At 69.8% G+C, this 22902-nt stretch carries 21 protein-coding genes; 10 read left to right on the top strand and 11 right to left on the bottom strand.

Going from position 1 to position 22902, the window contains the following annotated elements; all coding sequences use genetic code 11:
* Positions 1-55 precede the first annotated feature (55 nt).
* The 5 genes from DIE06_RS18855 to DIE06_RS18835 all read right to left on the bottom strand — a co-directional run bounded on the left by DIE06_RS18855 (position 56) and on the right by DIE06_RS18835 (position 4927).
* Entirely contained in the window at positions 56-1198 is a 1143-nt protein-coding gene (locus DIE06_RS18855) for a VanZ family protein (protein ID WP_124662659.1), read from the bottom strand.
* A 19-nt stretch (positions 1199-1217) separates the two neighbouring features.
* Entirely contained in the window at positions 1218-1856 is a 639-nt protein-coding gene (locus tag DIE06_RS18850; protein WP_409364507.1) for an ABC-type transport auxiliary lipoprotein family protein, read from the bottom strand.
* Between the two features lie 74 nt (positions 1857-1930).
* On the bottom strand, positions 1931-2866 hold the full coding sequence (locus tag DIE06_RS18845) for an MlaD family protein (RefSeq protein WP_124662657.1): 936 nt from the start codon (positions 2864-2866) through the stop codon (positions 1931-1933).
* 28 nt (positions 2867-2894) lie between these two features.
* Positions 2895-3806, bottom strand: coding sequence for an ABC transporter ATP-binding protein (locus DIE06_RS18840; protein WP_124662656.1), 912 nt, complete (start codon positions 3804-3806; stop codon positions 2895-2897).
* The gene (locus DIE06_RS18835; RefSeq protein ID WP_124662655.1) at positions 3803-4927 is read right to left on the bottom strand and encodes an ABC transporter permease; all 1125 of its coding nucleotides are present in this window, start codon (positions 4925-4927) and stop codon (positions 3803-3805) included. Before DIE06_RS18835 ends, DIE06_RS18840 begins: the two co-directional genes overlap by 4 nt.
* Before the next feature lie 306 nt (positions 4928-5233).
* On the opposite strand from DIE06_RS18835, the gene DIE06_RS18830 reads away from it, so the two are divergent.
* From DIE06_RS18830 to DIE06_RS18810, 5 genes are all read left to right on the top strand, one after another.
* Positions 5234-7297 carry a bifunctional 2',3'-cyclic-nucleotide 2'-phosphodiesterase/3'-nucleotidase gene (locus tag DIE06_RS18830; protein ID WP_124662654.1) on the top strand — a complete coding sequence of 688 codons (2064 nt, stop codon included), beginning with the start codon at positions 5234-5236 and terminating at the stop codon, positions 7295-7297.
* A 14-nt stretch (positions 7298-7311) separates the two neighbouring features.
* Positions 7312-8157, top strand: a complete 846-nt coding sequence (locus DIE06_RS18825) for a tetratricopeptide repeat protein (protein WP_124662653.1) — start codon at positions 7312-7314, stop codon at positions 8155-8157.
* Between the two features lie 198 nt (positions 8158-8355).
* Positions 8356-9276: a biotin--[acetyl-CoA-carboxylase] ligase gene (locus tag DIE06_RS18820; RefSeq protein ID WP_124662652.1), complete on the top strand. Its 921-nt coding sequence runs from the start codon at positions 8356-8358 to the stop codon at positions 9274-9276.
* Complete coding sequence (locus DIE06_RS18815) at positions 9273-10064, top strand: type III pantothenate kinase (RefSeq protein WP_124662651.1); 792 nt, start codon at positions 9273-9275, stop codon at positions 10062-10064. Before DIE06_RS18820 ends, DIE06_RS18815 begins: the two co-directional genes overlap by 4 nt.
* A 224-nt stretch (positions 10065-10288) precedes the next feature.
* Positions 10289-10531 (top strand): hypothetical protein, encoded by a 243-nt coding sequence (locus DIE06_RS18810; RefSeq protein ID WP_124662650.1) that lies wholly within the window; start codon positions 10289-10291, stop codon positions 10529-10531.
* A 16-nt stretch (positions 10532-10547) separates the two neighbouring features.
* Here the strand turns inward: DIE06_RS18810 and rfaE2 are convergent, their stop codons facing one another.
* The 6 genes from rfaE2 to DIE06_RS18775 all read right to left on the bottom strand — a co-directional run bounded on the left by rfaE2 (position 10548) and on the right by DIE06_RS18775 (position 16575).
* Positions 10548-11033, bottom strand: coding sequence for a D-glycero-beta-D-manno-heptose 1-phosphate adenylyltransferase (gene rfaE2, locus DIE06_RS18805; RefSeq protein WP_124662649.1), 486 nt, complete (start codon positions 11031-11033; stop codon positions 10548-10550).
* A gap of 162 nt (positions 11034-11195) precedes the next feature.
* Positions 11196-12074: a ferritin-like domain-containing protein gene (locus tag DIE06_RS18800; protein WP_124615092.1), complete on the bottom strand. Its 879-nt coding sequence runs from the start codon at positions 12072-12074 to the stop codon at positions 11196-11198.
* A 485-nt stretch (positions 12075-12559) separates the two neighbouring features.
* Entirely contained in the window at positions 12560-13786 is a 1227-nt protein-coding gene (locus DIE06_RS18790; RefSeq protein WP_124662648.1) for a patatin-like phospholipase family protein, read from the bottom strand.
* Positions 13787-13810: 24 nt separating this feature from the next.
* Positions 13811-14557: a PhaM family polyhydroxyalkanoate granule multifunctional regulatory protein gene (locus tag DIE06_RS18785; protein WP_124662647.1), complete on the bottom strand. Its 747-nt coding sequence runs from the start codon at positions 14555-14557 to the stop codon at positions 13811-13813.
* Positions 14558-14636: 79 nt separating this feature from the next.
* Positions 14637-15464: an enoyl-CoA hydratase/isomerase family protein gene (locus DIE06_RS18780; protein ID WP_124662646.1), complete on the bottom strand. Its 828-nt coding sequence runs from the start codon at positions 15462-15464 to the stop codon at positions 14637-14639.
* 118 nt (positions 15465-15582) lie between these two features.
* Positions 15583-16575: a fumarylacetoacetate hydrolase family protein gene (locus DIE06_RS18775; protein WP_124662645.1), complete on the bottom strand. Its 993-nt coding sequence runs from the start codon at positions 16573-16575 to the stop codon at positions 15583-15585.
* A gap of 126 nt (positions 16576-16701) precedes the next feature.
* Here DIE06_RS18775 and DIE06_RS18770 point away from each other — a divergent pair, with 126 nt between their 5' ends.
* The 5 genes from DIE06_RS18770 to DIE06_RS18745 all read left to right on the top strand — a co-directional run.
* Positions 16702-17577 (top strand): IclR family transcriptional regulator, encoded by an 876-nt coding sequence (locus DIE06_RS18770; RefSeq protein ID WP_124662644.1) that lies wholly within the window; start codon positions 16702-16704, stop codon positions 17575-17577.
* Between the two features lie 133 nt (positions 17578-17710).
* Positions 17711-18964: a DUF3108 domain-containing protein gene (locus tag DIE06_RS18765; RefSeq protein WP_124662643.1), complete on the top strand. Its 1254-nt coding sequence runs from the start codon at positions 17711-17713 to the stop codon at positions 18962-18964.
* Between the two features lie 245 nt (positions 18965-19209).
* The gene (locus tag DIE06_RS18755; RefSeq protein ID WP_006477667.1) at positions 19210-19467 is read left to right on the top strand and encodes a DUF3567 domain-containing protein; all 258 of its coding nucleotides are present in this window, start codon (positions 19210-19212) and stop codon (positions 19465-19467) included.
* 239 nt (positions 19468-19706) lie between these two features.
* Positions 19707-20774 (top strand): homocysteine S-methyltransferase family protein, encoded by a 1068-nt coding sequence (locus DIE06_RS18750; RefSeq protein ID WP_124662642.1) that lies wholly within the window; start codon positions 19707-19709, stop codon positions 20772-20774.
* Positions 20775-20820: 46 nt separating this feature from the next.
* The coding region (locus tag DIE06_RS18745) for a dihydropteroate synthase (RefSeq protein ID WP_185733424.1) at positions 20821-22902 on the top strand (2082 nt) is incomplete at its 3' end.

Genomic DNA, 22902 nt, shown 5'->3' with positions numbered 1-22902 from the left:
CGGCGCGCGCCGCTGCCCGCGATCGAGGCGCGGCCGCCCTGCCACGCGTGCCGCGTCAGCGCCGTGGCGCGGCCGGCAGCCACGCATGCTCGACGCGCTGGCCGAGCCAGATCAGCGCCGCGTAGGGCCAGATCCACGCGAGCCAGCGCGCGATGCTGTTGAAGTGCACGTAGCGCCCCTGCCGCCAGCCCGACAGCGTGAAGTCGAAGAACGGGTTGACGGGCAGCAGGTTGACGAGCGCCACGCCGGCCAGCAGCGCGAGCGCCGCGAGCAGCGCGCGCCATGCGGCCGGCACGCGCAATGCGAGCAGGGCCGCCGCGAAGCCGAGCTCGATGCCGAGCCGCGCGCCGGGCGTCGCCCACACGACGACGAGGCCGGTGGTCGACTGCATGAAGGTCGCGGCCGCCTTCAGCGCGAGCGTCGTGGCGACGAACGCGATCAGGAGCCGCACGCGCGGCGCGCCGGCGCGCATCGCGAGCGACGCGATCGCCAGCGCGGCGAACAGCATCAGCGCGCCGAGCGCGGCTTCCCACGCGGAGTCGGACAGCCAGCCGTCGACGCGCTCGGGCCATTCGCTCACGCGCCACGCGGCCGGCAGCCACGCGAGCAGCGCGTCCTGCATCGACCCGTCGGCGCGCTCCCACAGCGCGGCCGGCCAGTCGCCGATGCCGAACAGGAACGGCGACGGAAACAGGATCGCGAACGGCCACAGCCCGGCGAGCAGCAGCGGCGTCGCGCCGTCGGTCTCGAACCACGCGAAGCGCAGCCGGCGCAGCGCGCCGCGATCGAGCAGCGCGCCGGTGGCCGGTGCCGCGAGCGCCGCGCCGAGCAGCGCGCCGAGCGCGTTGGCCGCGAGGTCGAGATTCGACGCGACGCGCGTCGGCAGGTAGGTCTGCAGTGCCTCCATCGACCCCGACAGCAGCACGCCGAGGCCGCCCATGATCAACGTCGCGGCCACGCCGCGCCAGCGCGGGTGCAGCGCGAGCACGCCGAGCGCACCGAACGGCAGGTAGCCGAGCACGTTGGTGACCACGTCGAACGCGGTCACATAGCGCTGCATCGGCGCGAACAGGTAGTCGAACGGCCCGATGCCGAGCGACACCCAGCCGTCGAACGGATACAGCGACGCATAGACGATGAGCGCCGCATACGCGGCGAACGCCTGCCGCGCCAGCGACGACGCGCGCGGCGTGCTCATCGCGGCTGCGCGCGGTGCGTCACGGGTTGCCCGCGTACGCCTGCACGCCGACCCATGCGGCGATCTGCGACACGAGCTCGTCGCTCGCGGCCGCGAGCGCACGCGCGCCGCCGGCCGCGTCGGGTGTGCTCGACGGCGCGCGCGCGACGAACGTGCGCTGGCCGAGCACCTTGCCGTCCTGCATCAGCGTCGCGCGCGCGGTGACCGCGCCGTGGCTCTGCGACTGCCCGTCGAACACCTGCTCGAATTCGTTCAGGTCGACCTTCAGCGTCGGCGCGCGCACGCCGTCGGAGCCTTCGAGCACCGCGCCGCGCGTCGACAGCGCGCCGCGCAACCGCTGCGTGAGCAGTTGCGCGGGCGGCGCGGTCCAGCGGCTGTCGCGATAGACGGCCGTGCGCTGCGCATCCGCATACGCGAGGCGGTAGACGAACTTGTCCGTGTCGAGCGCATCGGGCGCGGCGACGTCGAGCACCTTCAGCGCGGGGCCCGTGCCGGCCGTGGCGACCGACGCGGCCGGCCCGAGGTCGTAGTGGACGTTCGACAGCGCCGCGCCGTTGCCGACGCAGCCGGCGGCGGACACGAGCGTCAGCATCGCGAGCGCGGTCGCGGCCGGACGCAGCGCGCGATCAAGAATTCGTGGCATGGCATGTTCCTGCATGAGGTTTCCGGTTTCGATGGCGTCTTGGCCCGGTCTCGCGCCGGGCCGGTCGATCGACGGGCTGGCGATGCGCGTCATTTCCCGGCGGCGGCACCCGCCCCCGGCCACACGAAGCCCGCCTCGCCGGGCCCGGGCGCGGAACCGGGCGAACCGAACAACAGACTGCTCGGGTTGCGGCCGAGTTCACCGGCGACGTCCTTCAATTGCCGCGACGCATCGCCGACGCTGCCGGCCAGCGTGTTGAAACGCGGCAGCGTGTCGTACTGGACCCGCGCGTTCAGGTCGTTCAGCGCGACGCCGACCTGCTCCGCGGCCGAGCCGGCCTTGTTCAGGTTCGACACGAGCGGCCCGTTCGGCTGCAGCAGCGTGTTCGCCGATGCCATCGCGCGATCGACCTGGTGCATCGTCTCCGGCAGCGCGGCCACCGCCGGCGCGAGCTGCTTCGACAGCGTCGCCGCGCCGTCCGCCGCGTGCTGCAGGCTTTCGGCCGTCGCGCGCAACTGCTCGCGCATCTCCGGCGACATCAGCGCGTTCGCGCTTTTCGCCGCCTGCTCGAGCTGCCGCAGCAGCACGTCGCCGCGCGCCTGGATCTGGTCGAACAGGCTCGGCCGCATCGGGATCTGCGCGATCGCCTTCGGCGACGACGGCAGCGGCGCCAGGTCGCTGCCCGTGTCCTCGAGCTGCACGAACGCGATGCCCGTCACGCCCTGGAAGCCGAGGCTGCCGTAGGTCGACTGCGTGATCGGCGCGTCGCGGTCGACGAGGATCCGGATCCGGATCTGGCCCGGATGCGCGCGGTCGAAGCCGATCGACTGCACCTTGCCGACGTCGAGGCCGCGAAAACGCACGGCCGCATCGGGAAACAGGCCCGTCACATTGGTGCGCGCGAGCAGGTCGTACGGCACGCGCACGGTCCGGTCGACGTTGAACCAGAACACGGTGCCCGCGATCGCCAGCGTCAGCGCGATCGTGAACAGGCCGGCCCAGAACGCATGTGATTTGTTTTCCATTCGCGGGTTCCTTGCTTCTTGCGTTGCCCTAGAGCTCGACGCTCGACGGCGCCGGTTCGAGGGCCGCCTTCGGGAGCTTCGCGCGCCGCTCGGGCGGCAGCGCCTGCAGCGCGCGGCGCCCGCGCAGCCCCAGGAAATATTCGTGGATGAACGGATGGTCGACGTTCGCGGCTTCCTCGACAGGTGCCGCGACCAGCACCTTGCGGTCGGCCAGCACCGCGACGCGCGTCGACAGCGCGACCATCGTGTCGAGATCGTGCGTCACCATCACGACCGTCAGCCCGAGCGTGCGGTGCAGCGTCGCGATCAGCTCGACGAATTCGTCGGACGCCTGCGGGTCGAGGCCGGCGGTCGGCTCGTCGAGGAACAGCAGCTCCGGCTCGAGCGCGATCGCGCGCGCGATGCCGACCCGCTTCACCATCCCGCCCGACAGCGCGGCCGGCATCTTCGACGCGTGCTTGCACGGCAGCCCGACCATCTCGAGCTTCAGCATCACGATGTCGTGCAGCAGGTCGGGCGGCACGCGGCCGAGCTCGCGCAGCGGCTGCGCGACGTTGTCGAACACCGTCATCGACGAGAACAGCGCGCCTTGCTGGAACAGCATCCCCGAGCGCGTGCGCATCATCCGCGCGCTCGCGTCGTCGATCTTCGACGTGTCCTCGCCGAACACCTTGATCGTGCCCGACGTCGGCCGCTCGAGGCCGAGGATCTGCCGCACGAGCGTCGTCTTGCCCGAACCCGAGCCGCCGACGATCGCCACGATCTCGCCGCGCCGCACGTCGAAATCGAGCTTCTGGTGAATGATGTTGCGCCCGTAGCGCTTCGTCAGGTTGCGCACCTCGATCACGAGGTCGTCGCCGTGCGCGGCGGCCGGCGGCGCGCCGACCGATCCGGCGCCGACTGCCGCGGCATGCGCGGAGGTTTCGTTCGACGCGTTCATCCGAGCCCCACGTTCTGGAACAGGATCGCGAACACGGCATCGGCGAGGATCACGACCGTGATCGACGAGACGACCGACGTGGTCGTCCCTTCGCCGAGGCTCTGCGAATTCGCCTTGATCCGGAAACCGAAATGACAGGCGACCAGCGCGATCAGCATGCCGAACACGACTCCCTTGCCGACGCCGATGTACAGGTTCGCGATCGGCACGACGCCCGGCAGCGAGCGCACGAAATAGTTGACGTCGATCCCGAGCACCAGCTTCGCGGCCAGCGCGCCGCCCGTCAGCGCGATGATGTTGGTCCACATCACGAGCAGCGGCATCGCGACGCCGAGCGCGAGCACGCGCGGCAGGATCAGCCTCAGCCCGTGCGGGATGCCCATCACGCGCATCGCGTCGAGTTCCTCGGTCACGCGCATCACGCCGATCTGCGCGGTGATCGCCGAACCCGAGCGGCCCGCGACGAGGATCGCCGACAGCACCGGCCCGAGCTCGCGGATCACCGACAGCCCGAGGATGTTCACGATGTAGCGGTTCGCGCCGAACATCTGCAGTTGCTGTGCGGACAGGTAGCTGAGCACGATGCCGATCAGGAATGCAACGAGCGCGGTGATCGGCAGCGCCTGCGCGCCGGCGCTGTAGATGTTCGCCGAGGTTTCCTTCCACGGCATCGTCTGCGGGCGGCGCAGCACCGACAGTGCATCGAGGATCACGAGGCCGAACATCGCGATACCGCCCTGCAGGTGTTCGCCGAACGCGAAGATCGCCTGGCCGAGGCGCGTGACGGGATCGAACCGCACGACGCGTTCGGGCGCCTCGCGCTGGCTGTCGAGGCGTTCGATCCGCTCGAAGATCGTGCGCTGCGTGGCGGTCAGCGCGACGCCGGCCGGCAGCTTGCGGCCCCATACGCGCCACAGCGCCTGGCCGCCGACGTGATCGAGCCGTTCGATGCCGGACAGATCCCATTCGTTCACGCGCCCGGACGCGATGCCCGCGACGCGGCGCGCGACCGCACCGCGGTTGCGCGCGAGCGCGAGTGCGGTCCATTGGCCGAACAGGCGCACCGTCTGACCCTGGCTGCCGGCGTCGACCGACAGGCCGGGAGGAGTCTCGAAGTCCAAGGGCGGGTTGTTTGCAAAAGGATGACAGCGGCCATTGTAGCGAACCGCCCGGCGCCGCGACGTGAGGATTTCCGGTGGGACGCCCGGGCCCGGGCTGCCCGCCGGAAGCGTCCGGTTGCGAGTGCCCGGCCCGCGACGGCGCGACGCTCGCCGCCGGTTCGGCGTGCCGGGCGCGCGACCTTTCATTCTTCCGTCACGTTTCCTTTCGATACTCTCACGCGCCGCATGTCAGGCCGTCGGCACCCGCGCCGCCATCTCGTTGCGCGCCTCGCGATTCATAGAAGAGAACACCGAACAGGACAATCGATGCGTCTCCCCCCGCTTTCCCGCCGCCGCGTGACCGCCGCCGCCGCGCTCGCCAGCCTCGCCTTCGCCCTCGCCGGTTGCGGCGGCGACGACGTCACCGCGCCGTCGCAGACGCAGGCCCAGGCGCCCGCCGGCACGACGGCCACGCTCGCGCTGCTCGAAACGACCGACCTGCACACCAACGTGCTGTCGTATGACTATTTCAAGCTCGCCGCCGACAAGTCGCTCGGCTTCGAGCGCGTGTCGACGCTGATCGCCCAGGCGCGCGCGCAGTATCCGAATACGCTGCTGCTCGACAACGGCGACACGATCCAGGGCACCGCGCTGTCGGATTACCAGGCGCTCGTGAATCCCATCGGCTGCGACCAGACGCTCGCGATCTACAAGGTGATGAACGCCGCGAAATTCGACGGCGGCGGGATCGGCAACCATGAATTCAACTACGGGCTGCCGTACCTGTCGCAGGTGACCGGCAACACGTTCGACGTCGACGGGCTGCCGGCCCCCGCGCAGCAGAAGAAGTGCGCGGGCCCGAACTTCCCGCAGGTGCTCGCGAACGTGATCAGCGCGAGGACCCATGCGCCGCTGTTCACGCCGTACACGATCCTGACCCGCACGGTGACGGCCGTCACGCCCGACGGCAAGACGGTCAGCGCGCCGGTGAAGGTCGGCATCATCGGCTTCACGCCGCCCGCGATCATGAGCTGGGACAAGCGCTGGCTCGACGGCAAGGTCTACACGACCGGCCTGAAGGAAGCAGCCGAGCAGTACATTCCGGAGATGCGCGCGAAGGGGGCCGACCTCGTCGTCGCGATCTCGCACGGCGGCCTCGACAATACCGCGTACTCGCCGACCATGGAAAACGGCAGCTGGTGGCTGTCGAAGGTGCCCGGCATCGACGCGATGCTGATCGGCCACTCGCACCAGGTGTTCCCGGACGCGAACAGCACCGTGGCGCAGTTCAACCTGCCGGGCGTCGACAAGGCGAAGGGCACCGTCAACGGCGTGCCGACCGTGATGGCCAACTACTGGGGCAAGCATCTCGGCGTGATCAAGCTCGGCCTCAGGTTCGACGGCAAGACGTGGAGCGTCGACAAGTCGCTGACGACCGTCGAGGCGCGGCCGATCCAGAACGCGGACAAGAGCTACGTCGCCGCCGATCCGTCGGTGTCCGCCGCGATCGCGGCCGAGCACCAGGCGACGATCGACTACGTGAAGACGCCGATCGGCTCGACCGACTACCGGATGAACTCGTACTTCGCGGACGTCGGCGACCCGGGCGCGATCCAGATCGTCAACGAGGCGCAGGCCGACTACGTGAAGACCTACGTGCAGGCGAACCTGCCGCAATACGCGTCGCTGCCGGTGCTGTCGGTCAGCGCGCCGTTCAAGAGCGGCTTCGGCGGCGGCAGCGACTACACCGACGTCGCGCCGGGCGCGCTCGCGATCAACAACGCGGCCGACCTGTACCTGTATCCGAACACCGTGTACGCGGTGAAGGTGAGCGGCAGCGACGTGAAGAACTGGCTCGAGACGGCCGCGAAACGCTTCAACACGATCGACCCGACCAAGGCGACCGTGCAGCCGCTCGTCGGCAGTTTCCCCGGCTACAACTTCGACATGTTCACGTCCGCGGATCTCGCGTACGAGATCGACGTCACGCAGCCGGTCGGCAGCCGGATCAAGAACCTGACGTACAAGGGCGTGGCGATCGACCCGAACGCGCAGTTCATCGTCGCGACCAACAACTACCGCGCGAGCGGCGGCGGCAACTTCCCGGGCCTCGACGGCAGCAAGACGATCTTCGCGTCGCCCGACGCGAACCGCGACGTGCTGATCGCGTTCATCAAGAAGCGCGGCGCGATCACGCGCGCGGCGGACGGCGCGCAGCGCAGCTGGCGCTTCACGAAGCTCGCGAGCTCGGTCGCGCACGTGCAGTTCACGTCCGCGCCGAACCGGCTCGGCGACGCGGCGGCGGCCGGCCTGAGCGGCCTCACGCAGGTCGCGGCCGACGACGGCTCGGGCAAGAACCTCGCCATCTACGAGATCGACCTCACGCAATGACCACGAGACCCGCGATGCAACCGATCCGGACGATACGGCCGGCCGAGACCGGCTTCACCGCCGCCGCGCGGCGCCTGCTGCGCGCGAAACTCCCGCCGGCCGCCCTGCTCGCGGCGGCGGCCGTGACCGTCGCGGCCGTCGTCGCAGCGACCGGCTGGCGCGCCGCCGGCCCCGCGCCGAGCGCCGCGCAGCTCGACGAATGGCAGGCGATGGTCGCGCAGGCCGTCGAGCCGCACGCGCTCGCGCAGTTGCGTACCCTCGCACGCCGCGGTTCGGGCGACGCGCAGGCGGCGCTCGGCATCGCGCTCGCCGATGCGCGCGAGCCGGGGCTGCGCGACGAGGGGCGCGGCTGGCTCGAGACCGCCGCTCAGGTGGACGCGAAAGCCGAAACGCCCGCCGCACGGCGTGCTCAGCTGGCACTCGGCAAGCTGCTGCTGCTCGGCAGCGGCGACATCCCGAAGGACTATGTGCGCGCCCGCGCGCTGCTCGGCAAAGCGGCCGGCCAGGGCGATCCGGCCGCCGCGTATTACCTCGGGCTGATCTATCGCAGCGGCTACGGCACCGCCGCCGACCCCGCGCAGGCCGCGCACTGGTTCGAGCGCGCGTCGCGCGCGGACATCCCGGCCGCGGACTTCATGCTCGCGAACGCCTACCGCGACGGCAGCGGCGTGCCGCGCGACGAAGCGCGCGCGCTCGCGCTGTATCGCCGTGCGGCGGAACACGAGCTGCCGGAAGCCGTGCAGACGCTCGCGATGGCCTATCGCAACGGCGAGCTGGGGCTCAGGCCCGACGCGGACGAATTCCACGCGCAGTGGATCGAGACCGCGCATGCGTTGAAGCATCCGGTCGTCGCGCCCTGACGGTGCGGCGGCGCGCGGCGGGCGGCCAGACCACGGCGCCCTGACGCGTATGGCATCCCGCGACTGCTCGCGGAATTGCCATACGCGGTACGCGACGACGGCGCCGATCCACCCCGACAGGCGGCACGGCGCCGTCAAGCGCGGCGGCCGAAGCGCCGCTCGACACGCACCGGCGCCCCCTGTCGCTACAATAGCCGCATGAACGCCCCCACCTCCTCCGACACGCCCGATTCCGGCGACGCGCACATCGCGCGTAACCGGCTCGAGGCGCACCTCGATGCCGCGCCGCGCGCGTGGCCGCTCGACATCGTCGCCGCCACCGGCTCGACCAACGCCGACGTCGCGACGCGCCTCAAGGCGCTGCCGCGCACCGCGAACGCGCTGCCCGCGCCGCTCGTGCGCGTCGCGTTCGAGCAGACGGCCGGCCGCGGCCGGCAAGGCCGTCCCTGGTTCGCGCAGCCCGGCAACGCGCTGCTGTGCTCGGTCGGCTGCATCGTGCCGCGCCCCGTCGACGCGCTCGGCGGCCTCAGCATCGCGATCGGCGTCGCACTCGCGGAAGGGCTCGCCACGCTGCCGCTCGACGCCCGCACGCGGGTCGCGCTCAAATGGCCGAACGACCTGCTGCTGACGGCCACCGACGACGGCACGTCGCACATCCTCGGCAAGCTCGCCGGGATCCTGATCGAAACCGTCTGGACCACCGCCGACGCGACCGCCGTCGTGATCGGCTTCGGCATCAACGTGCGCGGCGCGGAAGCCGTCGCCGCGCAGGTCGACGCGCTGCGCGCGCGCGAAGCGACGCTCGCGAGCGGGCTGCCGCCGGCCGCGCTGTCGGCCGCGTGCGCATCGGCCAACCTCACCGATACGCTCGCCGCCGCGCTGAACGCGCTCACGCCCGCGCTCGCGCAGTTCGGCACCGACGGGCTCGCGCCGTTCCTGCCGCGCTGGCATGCGCTGCACGCATACGCGGGGCGCGAAGTCGTGCTGCTCGAACAGGGCGTCGAACGCGTGCGCGGCATCGCGACGGGCATCGACGCGACCGGCCAGCTGCTGCTCGACACGCCCGATGGCGTGCAGGCGATCGCGGCCGGCGACGTGTCGCTGCGCGAAGCGCAATGAACGAACCGCATCTGCTGATCGACGCCGGCAACAGCCGGATCAAGTGGGCGCTCGCCGACGCGCAGCGCACGCTCGTCGACACGGGCGCGTTCGGCCATACGCGCGACGGCGGCGCCGATCCCGACTGGTCGGCCCTGCCGCGTCCGCGCCGCGCATGGATCTCGAACGTCGCGGGCACCGACGTGGCCGCCCGGCTCGACGCGCTGCTCGACGCCCGTTGGCCGGGCCTGCCGCGCACGACGATCCGCTCGCGGCCCGCGCAATGCGGTGTGACGAACGGCTATACGACGCCCGAACAGCTCGGCAGCGACCGCTGGGCCGGCCTGATCGGCGCACGGGCGGCGTTTCCGGGCGAGCATCTGCTGATCGCGACGTTCGGCACGGCGACGACGCTTGAAGCGTTGCGCGCGGACGGTCGTTTCACCGGCGGGCTGATCGCGCCGGGCTGGGCGTTGATGATGCGCGCGCTCGGCACGCACACCGCGCAGTTGCCGACGCTGACCACCGACATCGCGAGCGGGCTGCTTGCGGGCGCGCAGGCCGAGCCGTTCCAGGTCGATACGCCGCGCTCGCTGTCGGCCGGCTGCCTGTACGCGCAGGCGGGGCTGATCGAACGCGCCTGGCGCGATCTCGCCGACGCATGGCAGGCACCCGTGCGGCTCGTGCTGGCAGGCGGTGCGGCGGACGACGTCGCGCGCGCGCTGACGCTGCCGCACACGCGGCACGACGCGCTGATCCTGTCCGGGCTTGCGCTGATCGCCACGGAAACGGCTGCGCAGACAGGATGACAAGCCGGCCGGCATCGCGCCGGCCGCGTCGACGATTGCCCGGCTGCAGGCTTCGTCGCGCAGAGGATGGAAGAACGGGCGCCGGTATTTGCGCCCATGCAGACCGCCGGCCGCACACACGGCCCGGCCGATGCGAACAATCGCCGGCTGCAACGACGCAGCCTGCCAGGCGGCCGGCCCGACTGAACGGTTGAACGACTGAACAACGACGAGGAGTGTCGACGATGCTGCGCTGGCTGATCGCTGTTCTCTTTCTGGCGAACCTGCTCGCGTTCGTCGCGGTGCGCGGCGTGTTCGGGCCGCTGCCGGCGGCCGGGCCGCGCGAACCGGGCGTGCTGTCCCGGCAGGTGCGGCCCGATGCGCTGCATGCGATGCCGCTCGCGCAGGCGAGCGATCAGCCCGTGATCGGCGGTCCGATCGGCGCGTCGGCCGTCACGGCCGAGCCGCTCGCGGCATCCGCGCCCTGACGGCGCGGCACCTGCATCAGGACTGCTGCGCGCGCACCTTCTTCAGCAGCGCGGTGGTCGAGCGGTCGTGCTCGAACGGGATCGCGAGCGCCAGCCCGCCCCAGCCGCGCACGATCGCCGACTCCGGCAGCGCGTCCATGTCGTAGTCGCCGCCCTTCACGAGAATGTCCGGACGGACGGCCTCGATCAGCGACACCGGCGTCTTTTCCTCGAACTTCACGACCCAGTCGACGCTTTCCAGCGCCGCAAGCAGCGCCATCCGGTCTTCCTCGCGGTTGATCGGACGGTCGTCGCCCTTGCCGAGCATGCGCACCGACGCATCGCTGTTCACGCCGACGATCAGGCAGGCGCCGAGCGCCTTCGCATCGGCGAGATACGTGACGTGGCCACGGTGCAGGATGTCGAACACGCCGTTGGTGAACACGACGGGCGAAGGCAGCGAAGCGCGCAGGGCAACCAGGGCGTCGCGGGTGATCAGCTTGCGTTCGAAGGTAGCGGACATGATGGATTTCGGATGGCGTGAGCGGCGCGCGGTGCACGTCGCGACGGAACACGGCCGCGCCAGATAAAAAGCCCGCCGGATGACCGGGCGGGCTTCATGCATGAATGCGCTGCGGCGATCGCGACCGGTGGCACTTCGCGCCGGTGGCGACGCCGCGCGGCCTCAGGCCGGCTGCGCGGCCGACGACGGGCCGTTTTCCGACTGCAGGCGGCCGGTGACTTCCTTGCGGTAGCGGTTCAGTTCCTGCGCGGTCGCGAACGTGCGCTCGAACAGGATCGACAGGTTGTGCAGGATCCGTTCGACGACCTTCTTTTCCCACTCGCCGTCGAAGCGGATCTGCTCGTCGAGCCAGCGCTCGAGCCATTCCGGATCGGGCAGGCGCGACTGCACGGTGTCGCGCGGGAACAGCGCCTGGTTCACGTGCAGGTTGGTCGGGTGCAGCGGCTTCTCGGTGCGGCGCGCCGACGCCATCAGCACGCCGATCTTCGCGAACGCCGCGCGCGCGACGTCGCCGCAATTGTTCAGCGCCTTCTTCATGTAGCGCAGGTAAGCGCCGCCATGGCGCGCTTCATCGCGCGAGATCGTTTCGTAGATGTGCTTGATGACCGGCTCGGTGTGCCAGTCGGCCGCGCAGCGATACCAGTGGTTCAGGCGGATCTCGCCGCAGAAATGCAGCATCAGCGTCTCGAGCGGCGGCGCCGGATCGAACTCGAAGCGCACCGCGTGCAGTTCCTCTTCGGTCGGCACCATTTCCGGCCGGAAGCGGCGCAGGTATTCCATCAGCACGAGCGAATGCTTCTGCTCCTCGAAGAACCACACGCTCATGAACGCGGAAAAGTCGCTGTCGTGCTGGTTGTCGCGCAGGAACATTTCCGTCGCGGGGAGCGCCGACCATTCGGTGATCGCGTTCATCTTGATCGTCTTTGCCTGCTCGTCGGTGAGCAGCGAAGCGTCGAACTTGTCCCACGGAATGTCCTTCTCCATGTCCCAGCGGACGGCTTCGAGCGACCTGTAAAGTTCCGGATAAAGCATCGTGTTCATGATGGTCCCACCCCTGTTCTGCGCAATGCGACTTCTCTAAACGTGACTGTTGCCGCGTCGGCGCGCGAGCGCGCTTTTTGCAGCCAAGACTGTAATTTTACGCGTGAATCCAGCCTCCGGACGCAGATTCCACGTCCGGCAGCCGGGCGGCCGCGCCGCCGCCTTGAAGCACGCCGCGGCCCCGCTCCGCTCGAACGGAACCGACCGCGCGTGCCTGATGTGGGGGCCGGCGCAGGCCGGCTCGGTGGCGAGCCCGTCCCGGCGCCGCGCGGTTCCCGGACGGGTTCCCGTGCGACCGCCGGACCGGCGGGCTGCTCGATATGGTGTATACGGCGGCGGCCATGATAGCACGCGTGCATGACGGTTCCGAGACGCGCACCCGGTCAGGTGCCGCCAACCCCGGTGCGGCGATCGGTCGCGGGCCGCCGTCGCGAAAACGCAACCGATATGTAAGCTGCATCGCTTTCGGGCCAGGCCCGCGCGTGTCAGACCCGTATTTCGCCCGTCGCGATGCCGTCTTCCGGTGGCGTGCCGGCCGCCGGCGCGCTGCCGCCGTCCGCCCGCGCGATCCAGTCCGCCAGCGTGTCGCGCTGCGCGCGCCCGTCGCGGTAGCCGAGTTCGATCAGCTCGCGCGTGAACGCTTCCTCGAACAACAGGTAGCTCGCGAACGACGCGCCGGCGGGCTGGCTGCCGCCGATCGCACCGAGCAGCCCGCGCATCGTCGCCGGCATCTGCTTCAGGTGTTTCGCGGCGATCAGCTCGATGCGCTCGGACGGCGCGATCGCGAGCACGTCGACGTGCCGCCAGCCGCTGTCCACTTCGACCTGGTGCGGCAGGTGCTCGATCATCCGGTTGATGTGCTCGATGCGCTCGATGTCCGCGCCGATCGAGTCGAGAAACACGCTCGCGAGCACCTGCTGGCCGATCTGCGCGAGCGACGGGTAACCGCGCGCCCGTCCCGAGCCGTTTGCGGCCGGAATCTCGGGCCGCGGGTCGGCCGCACCGACGACGACGATCCGGTCCGCGCCGAAGTGGATCGCCGGCGACAGCGGCGCGACCTGCCGGATCGAGCCGTCGCCGAAGTATTCGATCTGCCCGTCGAGCACGAGCGGCACGGCCGGAAACACGAATGGAATGGCCGACGATGCGAGCAGGTGCGACGCCGACAGGTCGACGAGCCGCGCGGTGCGCTGCGCGCGCCGCCATGCCTGGATCGGCTCGGCGGCCTGGTAGAACGTCAGGTGCCGGCCGCTCGAATAGCTGAGTGCCGTCACCGACAGCGCATGCAGCAGGCGGTCCTCGAGCATCTGCTCGATCCGGTGGAAGCTCAGCTCGCGCTGCAGCAGGTGCGCGAGCGGCGCGTTGTCGAGCAGCCCGCGCGGCGAGCGGCGCGCCGCCCAGCCGAACGTCATCGTCGCGAGCCAGCGTGCACCCGCCGCCGCGATGCCGAGCCAGTCGGTGCGATACACGTAGTCCGCGCGCAGCGGCTCCCAGAATTCGAGCAGACGCCGCACGCCGTGCGAAAAATCGTCGGCGTGGCTCGCGATCGACGTCGCATTGATCGCACCGGCCGACGAGCCGCAGACAACCGTGAACGGCACCGTATGCCGGTTCGGATCGGCCTCGCGCGCGATCTCGGCCAGCGCCTTCAGCACGCCGACCTGATAGGCGGCGCGTGCGCCGCCCCCCATCAGAACGAGCGCGAGCCGCATGATCGACCTGCTATCCGGTTCGCGTCACGTCGAGCGCTTCGGCGGACGCGTTTCGGGCGACGAAGCAGCCGCCGCGCGCGCCGCGGCCGAGCCGGCCGGCTTCGCACGCTTCGCGGCCGGCTTGCGCGGCGCGGCGGCCGCGGCCGGTGCGGGCGGTTCCGCCCGCGCCGCCGGCTCGGACTGCTCGGGCGGCGCGGCGTCCGGCGCCGCGGGCTGCGCGCCCGGCTGCGTCATCGCGAGGCTCGCGAGCTGGTTGAACTGCGCCTGCAGCAGGTTCCACCAGCCGGCCGGGTCGAACGCCTGTTGCGCGGCGTCGCCGGCCGGCGGCGCGTCGGCGGCAGCGTCCGGCGCTTGCTGCGCGTCGGCACGCGGCGCGGACGCCGCTTGCGCGGCCGCAACCGCGGCCTCCTCGGCCGCCGACATCGAGCTTTGCGCGAACGCGCCGAACGCGCGCAGCGTCGCGAGCGTCGCGCGCTGTACCTCGAGCGCCTGGATCGCGGACTGCAGCATTCCGAGATTGAGCTTGAGCCATTGCTCGACCGCGCGCAGATCGGTGATCCGCTTGTCGAGCTCCTCGACGCTCGTGAGCGGCGCCATCATGTCGGACATGCTCGACAGCGACGGCGGCAGCCCCGAGGCGGCACCGGGAAACGACGCCATCCCGCCGAACGGCGACATCCGCATCATGTCCCACATCCGGTCGAGCATGTCGGCAGGCTTGAAACCGGCAAAGCCGGCGAAAGGATTGGAGCCGGAGGCATCGGTCGTCATACGGGCATCCTGGTTGACTGGGTGAGCGAAGCGGCCGGCGCGGGTCGCGCGGCCGCCTTGGGTTCGATCATAGCGCGCGTCAGAATGGTGCGTCGCCGGGGAAGCCGGGCGGGCGCCGCTCGCGCAGCGAGCGGATGCCTTCCTGCACGTCGGGCCCCGAAAAGCCCATGAATTCGAGCGCGAGCGACGTATCGAACGTCGGCCCGGCGCTGCGCAGCCAGTTGTTCAGCGCGTACTTGGTCCAGCGGATCGCCGACTGCGACCCGTGCGCGAGCCGCTCCGCGACCTCATACGCCTTCGGCAGCAGGTCGGCCGGCTCGACCGCGAGCGACACGAGGCCGATCCGCTCGGCCTCCTCGCCGCTCACCGGTTCGCACAGCAGCAGGTAGTACTTCGCCTTCGCCATCCCGCACAACAGCGGCCACACGATCGCCGCGTGATCACCGGCCGCGACCCCGAGCCGCGTATGGCCGTCGATGATGCGCGCATCCTTCGCGGCGATCGAGATGTCGGCGAGCAGCCCGGCGACGAGCCCCGCGCCGACGGCCGGGCCATGCATCGCCGACACGATCGGCTTGCTGCAGTTGATCACGTTGTAGACGAGGTCGCGCGCCTCGCGCCACACGCGGGCGCGCACGTCGAAATCGTTGGCCATCGCCTCGACGAGAGCGAGATCGCCGCCCGCCGAAAAGCCCTTGCCCTCGCCTCGGATCACCGCGACGCGCGTGTCGGGATCGCGGTCGACGTCGCGCCAGATGTCGGCAAGCTCGCGATGCATGCGCGCGTTCGCGGTCGCGAGGCCGCTGCGGTTCGCGCCCTCGCCGCTCATCACGATGTCGAGCACGCCATGGTCGCGGCGCGTCACCTTCAGTGCTTCGTAACCGCCATATGCGGCGAGATCGGCCATGCGCAGCTCCCGGGTTCCTGAGACGCTTGAATCGCTTGAATCGAGTGTAGCCAAGCCCGCGCGGGCAAACATCAGGCGAAACCCGGCGCGCGGGCCGGGGCCGGGCTTCGCGCCTGCGTCAGGCCGCGCCGTCGGGCGGGGCGACCGCCTGCTCGATCGCGCCGAAGATCGACTTGCCGGCCGCGTCGAACATCTCGATGCGCACGGTGTCGCCGTAGCGCATGAACTCGGTCTGCGGCGCGCCGTGCTCGATCGTCTCGAGGCAGCGCTTCTCGGCGATGCAGCAGTAGCCGCGCTTCGCGTCCTTGTTCGACACCGTGCCCGAGCCGACGATCGAGCCGGCACGCAGGTTGCGCGTCTTCGCCGCATGCGCGATCAGCTGGCCGAAGTGGAACACCATGTCGGTGCCCGCGTCGGGCTGGCCGACCTTCCTGCCGTTCCAGTGGACGATCATCGGCCGGTGCACGCGGCCTTCGCGCCATTCGTCGCCGAGCTCGTCGAGCGTCACCGCGACCGGTGCGAACGCGGTGGCCGGCTTGCTCTGGAAGAAGCCGAAGCCCTTCGCGAGTTCGGCCGGAATCAGGTTGCGCAACGACACGTCGTTCACGAGCGTGACGAGCCGCACGGCCTTCAGTGCGTCGTCGGGCGATGCGCTCATCGGCACGTCGCCGGTGATCACCGCGACCTCGGCCTCGAAGTCGATGCCCCACTCCTCGGACGGGCACACGATGTCGTCGCGCGCGCCGAGGAAATCGTCGCTGCCGCCCTGGTACATCAGCGGATCGGTCCAGAACTCCGGCGGCATCTCGGCGCCGCGCGCGCGGCGCACGAGCTCGACATGGTTCACGTACGCGGAGCCGTCGGCCCACTGGAACGCGCGCGGCAGCGGCGCCATGCAGTTCGCCGGGTCGAGCGCGAACGCGTTGCGTGCGCGGCCGTGGTTCAGCGCGTCGTACAAGTCGCGCAGTTGCGGCGCGTAGAACGCCCAGTCGTCGAGGACGCGCTGCAGCGTCGGTGCGATCGCGTCGGCGATCGCCGCGGTGTGCAGGTCGCGCGACACGACGATCAGCTGGCCGTCGCGCGTGCCGTCCTTCAGCGATGCAAGTTTCATGGGGTATCTGCCGTTGTAGTGACGATGGAGGGAATCTATTTTACGATGGTGAATCCGCGCGGCGCGCGATGATCGTGCTTGCCGCTTTCGTCCGACCCTTGCCGCCTTGTCGCGCCCCCGTTGCCCATGCCTGCCAGCCCGCTTCCCGACGACGATCTCGCTGATTCCGATACCGACGACACCGGCTCCGGCGAGCACGGCGAAGGCGGCGAGAAGGTCCGCTCCGGCATCCAGTCGATCGAGGTCGGCTTCCGCCTGCTCGACGTGCTGACGAGCGAGCCGCGCGCGATGATGCTGCGCGATCTCGCGCAGCGGGCGGGCATGAGCCCTGCGAAGGCGCACCGTTATCTGGTCAGCTTCTCGCGGCTCGGCGTCGTGTCGCAGGATCCCGTGTCGGGCCGCTACGAACTCGGCGGCTTCGCACTGCAGATGGGGCTCGCGCGGCTCGCGCGCGTCGACGGCGTCAAGCTCGCCCGAATCGCGCTGACCGAGTTGCGCGACCGCGTCGACCAGACGGTCGGCATCGCGGTATGGGGCAACCAGGGCCCGACGATCGTGCACTGGATGGAATCGAGCCACCCCGCGAAGGCGTCGCTTAAGCTCGGCGACGTGATGCCGCTGCTCGGCTCCGCGACGGGCCTGCTGTTCGCCGCGTACCTGCCGCGCAGCAAGACCGCCGCGATGCTCGAACGCGAGCTCGCCGATACGCGCCGCTCGCCGCATCACGGCGGCCCGCGCACGCTCGACGAGGTCGACGCGGTGCTCGCCGACGTGCGCGCGCATCAGGCCGCGCGTGTCGAAGGGATGCTGCTGCCGACGATCCATGCGTTCTGCATGCCGGTGTTCGATGCGGTCGGCGAACTCGCGCTCGCGATCGTCGCGCTCGGCCAGGAAGGCACGTTCGACATCGCGTGGGGCGGCGAGATGGACACCGCGCTGCGCGCCTGCGCGCAGAAACTGTCTTACGAACTCGGCTATAGTCCGGACGCGCGCGACGCCTGACACGCCTCAGACGCCGGGCGCGCGCCGCGCCGCGCGATGGTCCGCGAACGCGCGGCGCCTCCGGCGGTCCGATGGCTGTGACGCGTGCTGCGCGCGGCGCGCCACGACCGCCCCAACCCTGTTCCGACCGCCGATGCCGCCTGCCGACACCCGTCCTCGTCACGCCCCGCCCCGCCACTGGCTGCGCGTGGGCGTCGCGCTCGTCGTCGTGCTGGTGCTGCACGCGCTCGCGGCGTTGTGGCTGACGCGCAACCGCGATGCGTTCACGCCGCCCGCGCCCGCCGCGATACCGGTGCAGATCGAACTGCTGAAGCCCCAGCCGATCGAACGCCAGCCCGCGCCGAAGCCGGCCGAACATCCGGCCGAGCCGGCTCAGCCGGCCGCCGCTGCACCGAAACCTGCACCGAAACCCGCACGGAAGCCCGCCCCATCGCCCGAGCCGGTCCTCACGTCGACGCAGACGGCCGAGCGCGGCGAGCCGCCGCCGGCCGCCGCCTCCGCCGCGAGCGGCACGGCAGGCGCATCCGGCACGCAGGCGGCATCGGCCGCCGGCGCCAGCGGTGCCGCGACGCCGGGCCCCGCGACGAGCGGCGTGAAGTTCGCGGCGCCGCCGCCCGGCGACCTGCAGTACGACACGTTCTACAACGGGATGCAGAACATGATCGGCACGATCCACTGGCGCACCGACGGGCGCACCTACGATCTGTCGGTATCGATGCCCGTGCCGTTCGTCGGCCCGTTCACCTACCGCAGCGAAGGCCGCATCGACGCATTCGGCGTCGCGCCCGACCGCTATGTCGAGAAGCGCGGCAAGCGGCCCGAGGACATCGCGATCTTCAACCGCGAGATTCACCAGGTGGTCTTCACGCGCACGCCGAACAACGCGCCGCTGCCCGACGGCGTGCAGGATCGCTTCAGCATGCTGATGCAGCTGTCGGGGCTGTTGCGCGGCAATCCGTCCGCGTACCAGCCGGGCGTCACGCAACAGTTCTTCGTGATCGACAACAACAGCGGCGAGACCTGGCCGATCACCGTGATCGGCGACGATGACGTGCAGACGCAGGCCGGCACCATCAGGGCACGCCACTTCATGCGGCTGCCGCGCCGCGACGGCGACACGCGCCGCATCGACATGTGGCTCGCGCCGTCGCTCGGCTGGCTGCCCGCGCGTCTCGTACAATCGGAACCGAACGGCTCGCAGATCGAGCTGCTGTGGCACGGCCGGCTCGCCCCGCCGGATGCACCGGCCGATGGCGCGACGGAAGGCGCAACCAACGCGCCCGCCAGCGCACCGGCCGCGGAGCCGGCACAACCCGCGCCGCCGCCCGCCGAGCAACCGCCCGCGCCGGCGGCTGCACCGCCCGCATCGTCGCCGTCCGCGCCATGACGATCGGCCGATCGGCAATTTCGACCGATTAAAGTGCGCGTTAAAATGGCCGATGACACTCTTTAACAACTATTTCGGTACACCGGATCACAATAGGAAACGTTTGATAGACATCGGCTTCTAACCCGATACACCCCACGCAAACGGGAGAACGGGGTGTGCAGCGCAAGCCCCTTGAAACCGGCAAGGCCTGCCCCACCTATGGGACAACAAGGCCAGATGCCACTGCGAAGAGGAGTGCCGCCATGCAAATGATCTACAACAGCCCCAACTACTGCGTCGTCGAATTTGCGCCGCAGGCCGGTCACCATCTGATGAATGCCGGCGGATACGAAATCGTCGACAAGAACGCACAGCGCGAGATCTTCATCGACGGCGAGCTCGCCGAGCGATTCCGCGCGCACGTGAAGCAGCTGATCGAGGATGAACCGTCGCTCGACGAAGTGGACGAATTCCTCGGACAGTTCGACAGCCTGATGATGATGCCCGTCGTCCTGCACTGACGACCCGCGGCCCGGCGATATGCCGGGCCATTCGCCGCGATCGAGCGGCACCGCGAGCACTCCGATCCAAGCCCCCGTCCGGTTCGCCGGGCGGGGGTTTTCGTTTGGTGCCGCCGGTGCGCGGACGACGGCCGCGGGCACGTGTCACGCCGGCGCCGCTGCCGCGCCGCGCGAGGCCGGGCGGCGCCCCGGCGCACCGGCTACAATGACGGTTTTCCCGTCCTCGCCGCTCTTCCGCCATGTCCGCGACTCCTCTCGCCGCTTCCGCCCCGCTCGACGCGCGCTACACGCGTGGCGCCGAACTGCCCGCGCTGCTCAAATCGCGCATCCTGATCCTCGACGGCGCGATGGGCACGATGATCCAGCGCTACAAGCTCGACGAGGCCGCGTATCGCGGCGAGCGTTTCAAGGACTTCCCGCGCGACATCAAGGGCAACAACGAGCTGCTGTCGCTCACGCAGCCGCAGATCATCAGCGAGATCCACGACCAGTACTTCGCGGCCGGCGCGGACATCGTCGAAACCAACACCTTCGGCGCGACGACGGTTGCGCAGGCCGATTACGGGATGGAAGACCTCGTCGTCGAGATGAACGTCGAATCGGCGCGGCTCGCGCGCGAATCGGCCGCCCGCTACGCGACGCCCGACAAACCGCGCTTCGTCGCGGGCGCGATCGGGCCGACGCCGAAGACGGCGAGCATCTCGCCGGACGTCAACGACCCGGGCGCGCGCAACGTCACGTTCGACGAACTGCGCGACGCGTATTACCAGCAGGCGAAGGCGCTGCTCGACGGCGGCGTCGACCTGTTCCTCGTCGAGACGATCTTCGACACGCTGAACGCGAAGGCCGCCCTGTTCGCGCTCGACGAACTGTTCGAGGACACCGGCGAGCGCCTGCCGATCATGATCTCGGGCACCGTGACCGACGCCTCGGGCCGCATCCTGTCGGGCCAGACGGTCGAGGCGTTCTGGAATTCGCTGCGCCACGCGAAGCCGCTCACGTTCGGCCTGAACTGCGCGCTCGGCGCGGCGCTGATGCGCCCGTACATCGCCGAGCTCGCGAAGCTGTGCGACACCTACGTGTCGTGCTACCCGAACGCGGGCCTGCCGAACCCGATGAGCGACACCGGCTTCGACGAAACGCCGGACGTCACGTCGGGCCTCTTGAAGGAATTCGCGCAGGCCGGGCTCGTGAACCTCGCCGGCGGCTGCTGCGGCACGACGCCCGAGCACATCGCCGAGATCGCGAAGGCGCTCGCCGACGTGAAACCGCGCCGCTGGCCGACCCAGTACAGCGACGCCGCCTGACCGACCGCATCCACGCCCGCCCTACCTCACACGAATTCGCACCGCCATGACCGATCACATGATGCGCCTTGCCGGCCTCGAGCCGTTCAACGTCACGTCCGGGACGCTCTTCATCAACGTCGGTGAACGCACCAACGTCACCGGCTCGAAGGCGTTCGCGCGGATGATCCTCAACGGCCAGTTCGACGAGGCGCTCGCCGTCGCGCGCCAGCAGGTCGAGAACGGCGCGCAGGTGATCGACATCAACATGGACGAGGCGATGCTCGATTCGAAGGCGGCGATGGTGCGCTTCCTGAACCTGATCGCGTCGGAGCCGGACATCGCGCGCGTGCCGATCATGATCGACTCGTCGAAGTGGGACGTGATCGAGGCCGGCCTCAAGTGCGTGCAGGGCAAGGCGATCGTGAACTCGATCTCGCTGAAGGAAGGCGAGGACGCGTTCCGCCACCACGCGAACCTGATCCGCCGCTACGGCGCGGCCGCGGTCGTGATGGCGTTCGACGAGACGGGCCAGGCCGATACCTACGCGCGCAAGACCGAGATCTGCAAGCGCTCGTACGACTTCCTCGTGAACGAAGTCGGCTTCCCGCCGGAGGACATCATCTTCGACCCGAACATCTTCGCGGTCGCGACCGGCATCGAGGAGCACAACAACTACGCGGTCGACTTCATCGAGGCGACCCGCTGGATCAAGCAGAACCTGCCGTACGCGAAGGTGAGCGGCGGCGTGTCGAACGTGTCGTTCTCGTTCCGAGGCAACGACCCGGTGCGCGAGGCGATCCACACCGTGTTCCTGTACCACGCGATCCAGGCGGGGATGGACATGGGCATCGTGAACGCGGGCCAACTCGGCGTGTATGCCGACCTCGACCCGGAGCTGCGCGAGCGCGTCGAGGACGTGATCCTGAACCGCCGCGACGATTCCACCGACCGGCTCCTCGAAATCGCCGACAAGTTCAAGGCGGGCGGCGCGAAGAAGGAAGAGAACCTCGAGTGGCGCAACCAGCCGGTCGAGAAGCGGCTCTCGCACGCGCTCGTGCACGGCATCACGAACTTCATCGTCGAGGACACCGAAGAGGTGCGCGCGAAGATCGCCGCGGCGGGCGGCCGCCCGATCAACGTGATCGAAGGCCCGCTGATGGACGGGATGAACATCGTCGGCGACCTGTTCGGCCAGGGCAAGATGTTCCTGCCGCAGGTCGTGAAGTCGGCGCGCGTGATGAAGCAGGCCGTCGCGCACCTGATCCCGTTCATCGAGGAAGAAAAGCGGCTGCTCGCGGAAGCGGGCGGCGACGTGCGCGCGAAGGGCAAGATCGTCATCGCGACCGTGAAGGGCGACGTGCACGACATCGGCAAGAACATCGTGTCGGTCGTGCTCCAGTGCAACAACTTCGAAGTGGTCAACATGGGCGTGATGGTCCCGTGCAACGAGATCCTCGCGAAGGCGAAGGTCGAGGGCGCGGACATCATCGGGCTGTCGGGCCTGATCACGCCGAGCCTCGAGGAAATGGCGTACGTCGCGTCGGAAATGCAGCGCGACGACTACTTCCGCGTGAAGAAGATTCCGCTCCTGATCGGCGGCGCGACGACCTCGCGCGTGCACACGGCCGTGAAGATCGCGCCGCACTACGAAGGCCCGGTCGTCTACGTGCCGGACGCGTCGCGCTCGGTGTCGGTCGCGTCGAACCTGCTGTCGGACGAAGGCGCGGCGAAATACCTCGACGAGCTGAAATCCGATTACGAACGGATCCGCGACCAGCACGCGAACCGCAAGGCGCAGCCGATGGTCACGCTCGCCGAGGCGCGCGCGAACAAGACGAAGGTCGACTGGGCGGGCTACCAGCCCGTGAAGCCGAAGTTCATCGGCCGGCGCGTGTTCAAGAACTACGACCTGAACGAGCTCGCGAACTACATCGACTGGGGCCCGTTCTTCCAGACCTGGGATCTCGCGGGCCCGTACCCGGCGATCCTGAACGACGAGATCGTCGGCGAATCGGCGCGGCGCGTGTTCTCGGATGCCAAGTCGATGCTCGCGCGCCTGATCCAGGGCCGCTGGCTGACCGCGAACGGCGTGATCTCGCTGCTGCCCGCGAACACGGTCAACGACGACGACATCGAGATCTACACC

Origin of the sequence: Burkholderia sp. Bp8998, from assembly GCF_003854235.1 — a bacterium.
Taxonomy (GTDB): Bacteria; Pseudomonadota; Gammaproteobacteria; order Burkholderiales; family Burkholderiaceae; genus Burkholderia.
The sequence above is the reverse complement of the archived record's forward strand: the minus strand, read 5'-3'. Positions and strand labels throughout refer to the sequence as shown.